8 protein-coding genes and 1 other RNA gene are annotated in these 13,369 nt (G+C 59.6%); 4 read left to right on the forward strand and 5 right to left on the reverse strand.

Annotated features, from left to right (window positions below):
• Positions 1–213 precede the first annotated feature (213 nt).
• Positions 214–528, forward strand: a complete 315-nt coding sequence (locus FPT12_RS07230) for a helix-turn-helix domain-containing protein (RefSeq protein WP_054593225.1) — start codon at positions 214–216, stop codon at positions 526–528.
• 136 nt (positions 529–664) lie between these two features.
• On the forward strand, positions 665–1,033 hold the full coding sequence (locus FPT12_RS07235; RefSeq protein WP_145015296.1) for a VOC family protein: 369 nt from the start codon (positions 665–667) through the stop codon (positions 1,031–1,033).
• Positions 1,034–1,153: 120 nt separating this feature from the next.
• Here FPT12_RS07235 and ffs read toward each other — a convergent pair.
• From ffs to FPT12_RS07260, 5 genes are all read right to left on the reverse strand, one after another.
• Positions 1,154–1,250, reverse strand: an RNA gene (gene ffs / locus FPT12_RS07240) — signal recognition particle sRNA small type.
• A 189-nt stretch (positions 1,251–1,439) separates the two neighbouring features.
• Positions 1,440–3,797: an NAD-dependent DNA ligase LigA gene (gene ligA / locus FPT12_RS07245; RefSeq protein WP_145015298.1), complete on the reverse strand. Its 2,358-nt coding sequence runs from the start codon at positions 3,795–3,797 to the stop codon at positions 1,440–1,442.
• 90 nt (positions 3,798–3,887) lie between these two features.
• Positions 3,888–4,736, reverse strand: a complete 849-nt coding sequence (zipA, locus tag FPT12_RS07250; RefSeq protein WP_145015300.1) for a cell division protein ZipA — start codon at positions 4,734–4,736, stop codon at positions 3,888–3,890.
• Positions 4,737–4,992: 256 nt separating this feature from the next.
• On the reverse strand, positions 4,993–8,481 hold the full coding sequence (gene smc / locus FPT12_RS07255) for a chromosome segregation protein SMC (protein ID WP_145015302.1): 3,489 nt from the start codon (positions 8,479–8,481) through the stop codon (positions 4,993–4,995).
• 2 nt (positions 8,482–8,483) lie between these two features.
• Positions 8,484–9,143, reverse strand: coding sequence for a GntR family transcriptional regulator (locus FPT12_RS07260; protein ID WP_145015304.1), 660 nt, complete (start codon positions 9,141–9,143; stop codon positions 8,484–8,486).
• A 266-nt stretch (positions 9,144–9,409) separates the two neighbouring features.
• Here FPT12_RS07260 and xdhA point away from each other — a divergent pair, with 266 nt between their 5' ends.
• Both xdhA and xdhB read left to right on the forward strand, forming a co-directional pair.
• On the forward strand, positions 9,410–10,864 hold the full coding sequence (gene xdhA, locus FPT12_RS07265; RefSeq protein ID WP_145015306.1) for a xanthine dehydrogenase small subunit: 1,455 nt from the start codon (positions 9,410–9,412) through the stop codon (positions 10,862–10,864).
• A complete protein-coding gene (xdhB, locus tag FPT12_RS07270; RefSeq protein WP_145015308.1) occupies positions 10,857–13,250 on the forward strand; it encodes a xanthine dehydrogenase molybdopterin binding subunit in 2,394 nt (797 codons plus the stop codon). The genes xdhA and xdhB overlap by 8 nt, the downstream gene beginning before the upstream one ends.
• Positions 13,251–13,369 lie beyond the last annotated feature (119 nt).

A 13,369-nucleotide genomic window follows, 5' to 3' on the forward strand; every position in this document is an offset into this window, starting at 1 on the left:
GCGTCGTCGGAGGTGTCTCTGCACACCCTACGAGGTAACGCAATGCTGGCTTTCTCACATTGCCTGGACTTATGAAGCCAGGTCACCGAATGCCTGTACGAAACGGGGATTCTACGAAATACATCACATTTTGCAAAGCAAGGTGATGGATCATGCAGTTGCCTAATGCAAAAATCTATCGTTAAGTTCTTGATTCTAAATGGGAATTGAGCGATGCAAATTTCAAGTTTGGGTCCAGCCATAAGGCGCTATCGCAAGGTGGCGGGGCTTACTCAGGCTGAACTCGGCGAAAAAACCGGTTTTGACCCCAAAACCATCAGCCGCTTCGAAACCGGCACCTATACACCCAGCGTGGAAGCCCTGTTCATGCTTGCCGATGTGCTGGGAGTGAAGCTCAAAGCGTTTTTTGCCGATCTTGGCGACGAAGACGAACAGCGAGCGTATTTGTTCGGTGTCATACACAAAGCCACCCCGAAGGATCTGGGAAAGCTGATCGCGGCGGTAGACCAGGCCTTGTCCAAGCCTTAGAGCCAAAAACAAAAAAGAGCAGGCATGTGCATTGGATTGATACACCTGCCTGCTCTTTTGCTATCGACTACTGACAGAAACTGACAGACCGACCGTTTAGGCTTGAGCCATCAACGCCAACGACATCGGAGTCGCCATGAACGCCCAACATTACCTGCTGCTGTACGTCGACAGCCCCGCCACCAGCGCCAACTTCTACAGCCGCCTGCTCGACAAACCACCGGTTGAACTGCAACCGACCTTCGCGCTGTTCATTCTCGATTCAGGCGTAAAGCTTGGGCTATGGTCCAGGCACACCGTGGAACCTGCGGCCGAAGCGGCGGGCGGTGGCGGCGAGCTGGGATTCTCGGTGGCCGACAAACAGGCGGTTGACACGCTGTACGCCGCATGGACCGCACAAGGGCTGCGCATCGCCCAAAAGCCGATTGAACTGGATTTCGGCTACACCTTCGTGGCGCTCGATCCTGACGGGCATCGGTTGCGGGTGTTTGCGCTTTCGGAATGACGGCGAGGTTATTTTTGACGAAGCAAGGCATCGATCAGGAAAGATCAACGAGATAAAAATTCTGGATTTTTCTGAGGAGATACAAGCCTTGCGAATGAAGGCTTGGCGTTAAGGTGGCGACCCCACCAGCCACACCCCGGCACACAATGTTCCCGCTGTGGCTGCTTCCTTCCGGATCTGACCAGGTTCACGGGTAATCGTTGCGGGGGGACCGATGGGGTCACCATAACGACGCTCACCTGACGGCGAGCCGCGCCATTGTACCTATCTGAGACGAAGTTACAACCGTTCGCGCAGATTAAAAAATATGAACCGGGTCAAGGACATGCGTTGGCCCTTGAAAGATCGCGGCCTGCGGCAGCGCCTACCGGTAAATGCCGATTCCGGAGCTGCCCAGACTGCGATCTTAAACGTTGATGCCGTGCGCCTTCAGAAACCCGACAAACGCTTCTTCGTCCAGCACCCTCAACCCCAACTCATTGGCCTTGACCAATTTGGAGCCAGCACCAGGCCCCGCTACCACGCAGTAGGTCTTGGCCGATACCGAGCCCGCCACCTTGGCGCCGAGGCTTTCAAGCTTGTCCTTGGCGACGTCGCGGCTCATCAGCTCCAGGGAGCCGGTGAGCACCCAGGTCTGGCCTGCCAACGGCAAGCCTTCGACGACTTTCCTCTCGCTTTGCCAGTGCATGCCGAAGTCGCGCAATTGCTTCTCGGCATCCAGCGCCAGCTGACGATTCTGTTCGATGGCAAAGAACTCCCTCACGGCGTTGGCCTGCTTCTCAGGCAGCGCTTGACGCATGTCCAGCCAGTCGGCGCTGATGATCGCTTCCAGCGAACCGAACTTATCGGCCAGCTTCTGCGCCCCGCCCGGTCCGACCGAGGGAATGTTGAGCTTGTCGATCATCCCGCCCAGCGTGGTGCTGGCGGCGAATTCGGCACCCAACTCGCCCTGATCCTGAATATCCAGACCATGCCTGAGCAGCTCCTCGATCACCTTCCGGTTGTGCGCATCTTCGAAGAAGCTGTGAATCTCGTAGGCAACTTCCAGCCCGACATCCGGCAAGTACGTCAGCACTTGCGGCAACGCCTGCTGAACCCGCGCCAGCGACGCGAGCGAGCGCGCCAGCACCTTGGCCGTCTCTTCGCCAACATCCGGAATACCCAGGGCATAGATGAAGCGCGCCAACCCCGGTTTCTTGCTGTCGGCAATCGCGCTGAGCAGGTTCTTGCTCGACAGCTCGGCGAACCCTTCAAGGTCGACGATCTGTTCGAAACTCAAGGCGTACAAATCTGCTGGCGAGCTGACCAGGCCTTCATCCACCAACTGCTCGACACTTTTCTCGCCCAGGCCCTCAATGTCCATGGCCCGGCGCGAAACGAAATGGATGATCGCCTGCTTGAGCTGCGCCCCGCAGGCCAGACGCCCGACGCAGCGATACACGGCGCCTTCGCTGACGGTTTCGCGGCCCTTGCTGCGCTTGACCAACTGCGTGCGCTCGACATGCGAACCACAGACCGGGCAGCACTCGGGAATCTGCACGGGACGGGCGTTTTCCGGGCGACGCTCGGTAACCACTTGCACCACTTGCGGGATCACGTCACCGGCGCGGCGAATGATCACCGTATCGCCGATCATCAAGCCCAGACGCGCGACTTCATCCATGTTGTGCAATGTCGCGTTGGACACCGTCACACCCGCCACTTTCACTGGTTTCAAGCGTGCAACCGGAGTGACCGCACCGGTTCGGCCGACCTGGAATTCCACATCGAGCAGCTCGGTGAGTTCTTCCATCGCCGGAAACTTGTGGGCAATCGCCCAACGTGGCTCGCGCGCGCGGAAGCCCAGTTCACGCTGTGAGGCGAGGCTGTTGACCTTGAACACCACACCATCGATTTCATAAGGCAGCGCGTTGCGACGCTCGCCAATGTCACGGTAGTAATCCAGGCATTCACCAATGCCCTTGGCCAGTTTCAGTTCGTGACTGACCGGCATGCCCCACTGCTTGAGTTGTTGCAGATTGCCAATGTGCGTGTCGGCAACCTCGGCCGAAACCTGGCCGAGACCGTAGCAGCAAAACTCCAGTGGACGACTGGCGGTAATCTTCGAATCCAGCTGACGCAAGCTGCCTGCCGCGGCGTTGCGCGGGTTGGCGAAGGTTTTGCCGCCGGATTCCAGCTGCGCGACGTTAAGGCGATCGAATCCGGCCTTGGACATATACACTTCGCCGCGCACTTCCAGGGTCGACGGCCAGCCGCTGCCCTGTAGCTTGAGCGGTATATTGCGCACGGTGCGCACATTGACGCTGATGTCTTCACCGGTGGTGCCGTCGCCGCGAGTAGCGCCGCGCACCAGCATGCCGTCCTGATACAGCAAGCTGACCGCCAGGCCATCGAGCTTCGGTTCGCAGCTGTACTCCACCTCGGCGCCACCGCCAAATAAATCACCGGCCGGCAAATCCAGACCTTCAGTGACCCGACGATCGAACTCACGCATATCGCTTTCTTCGAAGGCGTTGCCAAGACTGAGCATCGGCACTTCGTGCCGCACTTGAGTGAACGCCGCAAGCGCCGCACCGCCAACCCGCTGGGTCGGTGAGTCGACAGTGACCAGCTCGGGGTTTGACGTTTCCAGCGCCTTGAGCTCATGAAACAGCCGATCGTATTCGGCGTCCGGAATGCTCGGCTCGTCGAGGACGTAGTAACGGTAGTTGTGCTGATCCAGCTCAGCGCGCAGCTCTAGAATGCGTTTTTCAACGACGGTCATGGGTGCTCTCTCATAAAGCAAAAGAGCAGCCGAGGCTGCTCAATCTATTTTGCTGGTCGTCCCGCGTCCGGCGCGAGAACAACCGATGAATCAGCGCTTCTGGGTCAGGGCGCGGCGCTCGAACTCGACGATCCGCTGACGGTAGTGCTCGATGGTCTGAGCCGTCAGCACGCTGCGCTGATCGTCTTTCAGTTCGCCGTTGAGCTCCTGAGACAGCTTGCGGGCAGCCGCGACCATCACGTCGAAAGCCTGTTTCGGATGGCGCGGGCCTGGCAAGCCGAGGAAGAAACTGACAGCCGGGGTGCTGAACAGATCGATATCGTCCAGATCGAACACGCCAGGCTTGACCGCATTGGCCATGGAGAACAGCACTTCACCGTTGCCGGCCATGCTTTCGTGACGATGGAAGATATCCATCTCGCCAAAGCGCAGACCGCTTTCCAGTATGTTCTGCAACAGGGCCGGGCCCTTGAAACCGCCCGGGTCACGGCAGATCACGCTGATGACCAGCACTTCTTCCGCCTGCGGCTGCTCTTTATTGGCTGCTGCGCTCGGCGATTTGGTTTCGTCCGGGAAATCATCACGGCTGCTGAAGCTCGGGCCGCCATCCAGGTCCAGATTCAAATTCAGGTCGCCCTGGGATGGCTCGCCACCCCGCTTGCCGCGCTTGGAGCCCGATTCACGCGGCTCACGGGCAGACATGCTCACCGACGGCAAGTCATGCTCGTCGAGTTGCGGTTCTTTATGGGTATCCAGCACGCGTGGCGGGCCCAACAGTTCGGCACCGCCGTCCTCGTCCGGCAGGTTGGACAGGCTTCGGTCCAGGCGAAATTTCAGCTTGCCCTTGCCGCCGCGCATGCGCCGCCAGCCATCAAAAAGAATACCGGCAATGACAATAATGCCGATGACGATCAGCCACTCGCGCAGACCGATTTCCATGTAATCCCGTGCCTCTATAAAAAATGCTGGAAAATAAGGGGTTTACAAGCTGCAAACCGCTTTAAAACGTGGCGCCAACTCTATGTTCTGAATGGCGTTTTGCCCACGCATACGAAAAATTGACATTAAACTAGCACGACCAAAGATAACTTTACACCGTCAGTCACAATGGCTTCAGCCATTATGTCGATTAGCCAGCATTCTCTGCGGGTAAAAATCCCTGATTCCCGCAAATATCTGGCCTACGCGCCATGACTCAGGCGTCCACCATCGCCATCGCCTCCTCGACATCCACGGCTACCAGACGCGAACAACCGGGCTCGTGCATCGTGACCCCCATCAATTGGTCGGCCATTTCCATGGCGATCTTGTTGTGGGTGATATAGATGAACTGCACCGTTTGTGACATCTCTTTCACCAATCGGGCATAGCGTCCAACGTTAGCGTCATCCAGCGGTGCGTCAACTTCGTCGAGCATGCAAAACGGTGCCGGGTTGAGCTTGAAGATCGCAAAAACCAGCGCCAATGCCGTCAGGGCTTTTTCACCGCCGGACAGCAAATGGATGGTGCTGTTCTTCTTCCCGGGCGGACGCGCCATGATCGTTACCCCTGTATCGAGTAGATCTTCGCCCGTCAGTTCCAAATAAGCGCTGCCCCCACCGAAAACTTTTGGAAAAAGCGCCTGCAATCCACCGTTAATCTGATCAAAGGTATCTTTGAAGCGATTGCGGGTTTCCTTGTCGATCTTGCGAATGACGTTTTCCAGGGTGTCGAGCGCTTCCACCAGGTCAGCGTCCTGAGCATCCAGATAACGCTTGCGCTCGGACTGCTGCTGGTACTCATCGATGGCCGCGAGGTTGATCGCACCCAGTCGCTGAATTCGCGCGGCAATGCGCTCGAGTTCTTCTTCGGCTGCTTTTTCGTTCGCTTCAGCCACCAGGGTGGCGAGCACCCCGTGCAGGTCATAGCCGTCTTCGAGCAATTGATCCTGCAAGGCTTTACGGCGCACGGTCAGGGCCTGCCATTCCATGCGCTGCTGTTCAAGTTGACCACGGATCAGCTGCGATTGCTGCTCGGCCTGGCTGCGGCGCTTCTCGGCATCTCGCAATTCACGGTCGGCATCTTCCAGGACGATCTGCGCGGTTCTGAGTTCTTCGTCGACGCTCATGCGCTTGTCGAGCAACTCTTCAAGCTTGAGCCGCAACTCTTCCAGCGGCGCTTCGCCCTCCTCCAGATTAAGGCTGAGCTGCTCGCGCTTTTCAGTCAGGCGCTCGGACTGCAACTCCAGCCGCTCCAGTGCCTGACGGGTTGAATCGTGTTGCGCCTTGAGCGAGCCCAGACGCACCGCCAATTGGTGCGCGTGGTCTTTATGCTGACGGGCCTCCTGCCGCACCCGATCCAGGCGTTCGCGCAAGCTGTCGCGCTGAGCCAGCAGCAACTCGCGCTGTTCGGTGTCGATTGCCATGCTGTCGAGGGCTTCCTGCAATTGCAGGCGCGACTCGCCAATCTGCTCATGCTCCAGCGCGCGTTGCTCCGCCAATTCACCGAGCTCTTCGTCGAGCCGCTTACGGCGTAACGTCAGCTGCTCGGCCTTGGCTTTACCGGCCGACAGTTGAGCTTTCAATTCGCCTTGCTGGCGCGCTTCGTCTTGCAGCAAACGGCGCAGGTGTTCGCGGCCATTCTCTTGCTGACGCTGCTGGGCGCGCAGGTTTTGCAGGGTGGTTTCCAGTGTCTCGACGGTGGCTTCGCGCTCTTCGCGCTCAAGCCCCAGACGCTGGATTTCCTGCCCGCGCGCCAACATGCCGCTCTCGGCCTCACTGGCGCGGCGCACCCGCAAAAAGTGCCGACCAACCCAGTAGCCATCACGGCTGATCAGGCTTTCGCCGACCGACAATTGACCACGCAGCGACAGCGCCTGTTCAAGACTGTCCACCGGTTTGACCTGCCCCAGCCACGGCGACAGATCGATCTGCGCCTCAACCTTGTCGAGCAGACTGCCGGGGATCCGCACACCGTCGCTGGCCGGGCTGAGCAAGCGCAGATCGCCCCGGGCAAAGCCGGACAGATCGAAGCCCGCAAAGTCATCGACCAGCACTGCTTGCAGGTCGGCACCGAGCACGGTTTCCACCGCCAGCTCCCAACCCGCTTCAACTTTCAAGCCTTCAGCCAGACGCGGACGCTCGGCCAAATGCTGTTCGCGCAACCACTCGGCGGCGCCGGTGCCCGGATCGAGCGCCGCTTGCTGCAACGCCTCCAGCGAGGCCAGGCGCCCGTTGAGCCGTTGCAAGTCACCCTGCGCCTGCTGCTGGTTTTGCAGGGCCAGTTGCAGTTCCTGACGCAACTGCTCAAGCCGCTCGACCTGCGCGTCTTCGCTGGCCTGCAAATCTTCGAGGGTCGCTTCACTGGCGGCGAGTTGTTCACTCAGATCGAGAATCGCTGCGTCTTCCGGGGCTGCCGACAGCAGGTCGCGCTCTTCGGCCAAGCGACGCTGGCGCTCGGCCAGGCGTTCCATGCTGGTTTCCAGCTGCTGGATGCGCGACTGCTGGACTTCGGCCTGACGCCGTGGCTCGGCCGAGCGCAGGTTGAAACTGTCCCACTGCTCCTGCCAGCCGTGCATGGTGGTTTCGGATTCTTCCAGCGCGGCGGCGGCCTCTTCAGCGGCGGCGCTGGTGACCTCCTGCTCGGGCGTGAGCAGGTCCAGCTCTTCGCCGAGGGTCGCCAGCAAGGTGCGGTCGTGACCCAGGTGCGACTCGGTTTCCAGGCGCGAACGCTCGGCTTCCTTGAGGTCGTCCTGCAACTGACGCAAACGCTGCTGACCGTGCTGGATGCTTTGCTCGACCCGGGCGATGTCGCCGCCGACCGAATAGAAACGTCCCTGCACCAGATTGAAGCGCTCAGACAGCTCGTGATGACCGTCGCGCAGCCGTTCGATGCTCGCATCGGCATTGCGCTGTTCAGCGACCAGGGCTTCGAAACTGATTTCCTGGTTGCCAATGATTGCTTCGCGCTGGCCAACCTGTTCGTTCAGTGCCTGCCAGCGTAGCGCCGACAGTTGAGCCTTGAGCTGACGCTCTTCGGCTTTGTATTCCTGATACTTCTCGGCCGCCTGGGCCTGACGATGCAGGCGTTCGAGCTGACGTTCCAGCTCATCACGCAGATCGGTCAGGCGCGCGAGGTTTTCGTGGGTGCGACGAATGCGGTTTTCGGTCTCGCGCCGGCGCTCCTTGTACTTGGAGATCCCCGCCGCTTCTTCGATGAAGTTGCGCAGGTCTTCGGGCTTGGACTCGATCAGCTTGGAGATCATCCCCTGCTCGATGATCGAGTAGCTGCGCGGGCCCAGGCCGGTACCAAGAAAAATGTCGGTAATATCGCGGCGACGGCATTTGGTGCCGTTGAGGTAATAAGTAGTCTGGCTGTCGCGGGTGACTTTGCGGCGAATGGAAATCTCCGCATAAGCCGCGTATTCGCCGATCAACGTGCCGTCGGAGTTGTCGAACACCAGTTCGATGCTTGCCTGGCTCACCGGCTTGCGACTGGTAGAACCGTTGAAGATGACGTCGGTCATCGACTCGCCGCGCAAGTTCTTGGCCGAGCTCTCGCCCATCACCCAGCGTACGGCGTCGATGATGTTCGACTTGCCGCAACCATTGGGCCCGACCACAGCCGCCATGTTACTGGGGAAGTTCACCGTGGTCGGGTCGACGAAGGATTTGAACCCCGCCAGCTTGATGCACTTGAGCCGCACGCTCAGGCAACCGGCAAGGCAGACAGCACCAGATCGCAACTGCGCCGGGCATAAGCCGAGAGCACGACGCGAATCTCTGGCAGATCACGAGCCAGCACGGCCGCGAGCAAGCGCTCGAACAGTTCGAGGAACTCGCTCATCTCGGCCTTGCGCTGTTCCAGGGCGAGAAAATACGCACGGCTCATGGCCGGTTGCAGGTTCTCGACGGTTTCCTGCAAGTACGGGTTATTGGCGAACGGGTACGCCGCGCGCATCACGCTGAAGCTGTCTTCGACAAAGGCGCGGATGTCCTGACGCTCGTAACTGGCGATCAAGCGCTGCTGGATTTGCAGGAACGGCGCCATGTCGGCCTGGACCTGCCAGCCACTGGCCACCGAATTACCGAGCAGGACGTAGAGCTCGCTCATCAGCGTGCACAGGCTCTGCACCTTGTGTGCGGTGAGCTCGGTCACATGAGCACCACGACGTGGCAGGATGGCGATCAGGTGTCGGCGCTCGAGAATCAGCAAGGCTTCGCGAACCGAGCCGCGGCTGACATTCAGGGCCAGCGTGACCTTCTGTTCCTGGATGCGCTCTCCCGGCTTGAGGTCGCCGCGAATGATGCGTTCGGCGAGGTGGTGAGCGATTTGCTCGGCGAGGCTGTCCGGCGCCTTGAACGTCATGGTTTTCCTTCAAACTCTTCGATCTGTACAAGCGGCGCAGTGTAGCGCACTTGGGCGGTGATGGCGCAGGGCCAAGCCAGCGGAATTTGGCACGATTCAAGCAAAAAGCGAGGCATCCCGAGAGGGTCAATAATGAAATAAGCCACTGTTGATCGGCAAAAGCGATTTTCTTGACCCTTAAGTCAGAAAATCATTGACCGAAAAGTCAGACCTGATAAATTCAGGTCAAATCGGTTAACAACAATAATGAGTCTGCGAGGCCTTCCGTGATCCAGTTTTTACTTAACCAGGAACTCCGTAGCGAGCACGCCCTGGACCCGAACCTGACCGTGCTCAACTATCTGCGCGAACATTTGGGCAAGTCCGGTACCAAAGAAGGTTGCGCCAGCGGTGACTGTGGCGCATGTACGGTGGTGGTCGGTGAATTGCAGACCGATGACAACGGCGGCGAACACATTCGCTATCGCAGCCTCAACTCGTGCCTGACATTTGTTTCGTCGCTGCACGGCAAACAGCTGATCAGCGTCGAAGACCTCAAGCATCAGGGCAAACTGCACAGCGTGCAAAAAGCCATGGTCGAGTGCCATGGCTCACAGTGCGGCTTCTGCACACCGGGCTTCGTCATGTCATTGTTCGCCCTGCAGAAAAACAGCGATCACGCCGATTCCCATAAAGCTCACGAAGCCCTCGCCGGCAACCTCTGCCGCTGCACCGGCTACCGGCCGATCCTCGCTGCCGCCGAACAAGTGTGCAGCGCCAAACAGCCCGACCAGTTCGATGCTCGCGAAGCCGAAACCATCGCTCGCCTGAAAGCCATTGCGCCGACCGACACCGGCGAACTGAACAGCGGCGACAAACGCTGCCTGGTGCCGCTGACCGTCGCCGATCTGGCCGACCTCTACGATGCCTATCCGCAAGCCAAACTGTTGGCCGGCGGTACCGACCTGGCGCTGGAAGTGACCCAGTTCCACCGCACGCTGCCGGTGATGATCTACGTCGGCAATGTCGCAGAAATGAAGCGCATCGAGCGCTTTGACGATCGCCTGGAAATCGGCGCCGCCACCGCCCTCTCCGACTGCTACGACGCCCTCGAGGCCGAGTACCCGGACTTCGGCGAATTGCTGCAACGTTTCGCCTCCTTGCAAATCCGCAATCAGGGCACCCTCGGCGGCAACATCGGCAACGCCTCGCCGATTGGTGACTCGCCTCCGCTACTGATCGCTCTGGGCGCACAGATCGTGCTGTGCAAAGGCGAAACCCGTCGCACCCTGGCGCTGGAAGACTATTTCATCGATTACCGGGTCACTGCGCGCCAGGAAAGCGAGTTCATCGAGAAAATCATCGTGCCGCGTGCCTGCGCTGAACAGCTGTTCCGTGCCTACAAGGTTTCCAAGCGTCTGGACGATGACATTTCCGCGGTCTGCGCGGCGTTCAACCTGCGCATCGAAAACGGCGTGGTTGCCGACGCCCGCGTCGCGTTCGGCGGCATGGCCGCGACACCGAAACGCGCGAAAAGCTGCGAAGCCGCGCTGCTCGGCGCGCCCTGGAACAACACTACAGTGGAACATGCCTGCGCCGCCCTTGCGCAAGACTTCACGCCGCTCTCGGATTTCCGTGCGAGCAAGGAATACCGCCTGCTCAGCGCGCAAAACCTGCTGCGTAAATACTTCATCGAACTGCAAACACCGCACATCGAGACTCGGGTGACCGCTTATGTCTAACCATCACAAAGTCGAGAAGACCCAAGCCGAATTGGCCGAACTGTTTGCCAAGGACCTGACTACCGGTGTCGGTCGCAGCGTCAAGCACGACAGCGCCGACAAACACGTGTCCGGTGAAGCGCAGTACATCGACGATCGACTGGAATTTCCGAATCAACTGCACGTTTACGCGCGGCTCTCGGACCGCGCCCACGCGAAAATCATCAGCATCGACACTAAGCCCTGCTACGCCTTCGAAGGCGTACGCATCGCCATTACCCACGAAGACGTGCCGGGCCTGAAAGACATCGGCCCCTTGTTGCCGGGTGACCCGCTGCTGGCCATCGATGACGTGCAATTCGTCGGTCAACCGGTGCTTGCGGTCGCCGCAAAAGACCTGGAAACCGCACGCAAAGCGGCCATGGCAGCGATCATCGAATACGAAGATCTGGAGCCGATGCTCGACGTGGTCGAAGCCCTGCGCAAACGCCATTTCGTGCTCGATAGCCACACCCACAAGCGCGGCGATTCGGCCACTGCGCTGGTAACCGCAGAGCATCGGATTCAAGGCACGCTGCACATCGGTGGCCAGGAACACTTCTATCTGGAAACCCAGATCTCTTCGGTCATGCCGACCGAAGACGGCGGCATGATCGTCTACTGCTCGACCCAGAACCCCACCGAAGTGCAGAAACTGGTGGCGGAAGTGCTCGACGTGTCGATGAACAAAATCGTCGTCGACATGCGCCGCATGGGCGGCGGCTTCGGCGGCAAGGAAACCCAGGCCGCCAGCCCTGCGTGCCTCTGCGCGGTGATCGCGCACCTGACCGGACAGCCGACCAAAATGCGTCTGCCACGGGTCGAAGACATGCTGATGACCGGCAAACGTCACCCGTTCTACATTGAATACGATGTCGGCTTCGACGACAGCGGCCGCCTGCACGGCATCCAGCTGGAACTGGCCGGTAACTGCGGTTGTTCACCAGACCTGTCGGCATCGATCGTCGACCGGGCGATGTTCCACTCGGACAACTCGTACTACCTGGGCGACGCGACCATCAACGGTCACCGCTGCAAGACCAACACCGCGTCGAACACCGCCTATCGCGGCTTTGGCGGCCCGCAAGGGATGGTCGCCATCGAAGAAGTGATGGACGCCATCGCCCGTCATTTAGGCCAGGATCCGCTGGCGGTGCGCAAGGCCAACTACTACGGCAAGACCGAGCGTAACATCACCCATTACTACCAGACCGTCGAGCACAACATGCTCGAGGAAATCACCGCCGAACTGGAAGAAAGCAGCCAGTACGCCGAACGCCGCGAAGCGATCCGCCGCTACAACGCCAACAGCCCGATCCTGAAAAAAGGCCTGGCGCTGACCCCGGTGAAATTCGGTATTTCCTTCACCGCCAGCTTCCTCAACCAGGCCGGTGCGCTGATTCACGTCTACACCGACGGCAGCATCCACCTGAACCACGGCGGCACCGAAATGGGCCAGGGCTTGAACGTCAAAGTCGCGCAAGTCGTGGCCGAAGTGTTCCAGGTTGAAATCGACCGTGTGCAGATCACCGCGACCAATACCGACAAAGTGCCGAACACCTCGCCGACCGCCGCGTCCAGTGGCGCCGACCTTAACGGCAAGGCTGCGCAAAACGCTGCCGAAATCATCAAGCAACGCCTGGTGGAATTTGCCGCGCGCAAGTATGCAGTCAGCGAAGAAGACGTGGAGTTTCACAACGGCCACGTGCGGGTTCGCGATCAGATCCTGACCTTCGAAGAACTGATCCAGCAGGCGTATTTCGCCCAAGTGTCGCTGTCCAGCACCGGTTTCTACAAGACCCCGAAAATCTACTACGACCGTAGCCAGGCGCGCGGACGGCCATTCTACTACTACGCGTTTGGCGCAGCCTGCGCCGAGGTGATCATCGACACCCTGACCGGCGAATACAAAATGCTTCGCACCGACATCCTGCATGACGTCGGCGCCTCGCTGAACCCGGCCATCGACATGGGCCAGGTCGAAGGTGGCTTCATCCAGGGCATGGGCTGGCTGACCATGGAAGAGCTGGTCTGGAATAACAAAGGCAAACTGATGACCAACGGCCCGGCCAGCTACAAGATCCCGGCAGTCGCCGACATGCCGCTGGATTTGCGGGTGAAGCTGGTGGAAAACCGCAAGAACCCGGAAGACACGGTGTTCCATTCCAAAGCCGTGGGCGAACCGCCGTTCATGCTCGGCATATCCGTCTGGTGCGCAATCAAGGATGCGGTGGCGAGCCTGTGCGATTACAGGCATCAACCGAAAATCGACGCACCGGCCACACCGGAGCGGGTGTTGTGGGGCTGTGAGCAGATGCGCCAGCTGAAGGCGGTGAAAGCTGTCGATTCCATGGTCGAGGTCGTTTGATGATCGTTCCCACGCTCTGCGTGGGAATGCAGCCCGCGACGCTCTGCGTCGCATTGTGAAGAGCGGGCGCGGAGCGTCCAGTGATGCATTCCCACGCAGAGCGTGGGAACGATCTGAAG

Origin of the sequence: Pseudomonas sp. H3(2019) (assembly GCF_007713465.1) — a bacterium.
In the GTDB taxonomy this organism is placed as follows: domain Bacteria; phylum Pseudomonadota; class Gammaproteobacteria; order Pseudomonadales; family Pseudomonadaceae; genus Aquipseudomonas.

What these genes read in the sequence shown, in the direction of transcription:
- FPT12_RS07230 (WP_054593225.1), top strand. Translation starts at nt 214, where the DNA reads ATGCAAATTTCAAGTTTGGGTCCAGCCATAAGGCGCTATCGCAAGGTG.
- FPT12_RS07235 (WP_145015296.1), top strand. Translation starts at nt 665, where the DNA reads ATGAACGCCCAACATTACCTGCTGCTGTACGTCGACAGCCCCGCCACC.
- ligA (WP_145015298.1), bottom strand. Translation starts at nt 3,797, where the DNA reads ATGACCGTCGTTGAAAAACGCATTCTAGAGCTGCGCGCTGAGCTGGAT.
- zipA (WP_145015300.1), bottom strand. Translation starts at nt 4,736, where the DNA reads ATGGAAATCGGTCTGCGCGAGTGGCTGATCGTCATCGGCATTATTGTC.
- FPT12_RS07260 (WP_145015304.1), bottom strand. Translation starts at nt 9,143, where the DNA reads ATGACGTTCAAGGCGCCGGACAGCCTCGCCGAGCAAATCGCTCACCAC.
- xdhB (WP_145015308.1), top strand. Translation starts at nt 10,857, where the DNA reads ATGTCTAACCATCACAAAGTCGAGAAGACCCAAGCCGAATTGGCCGAA.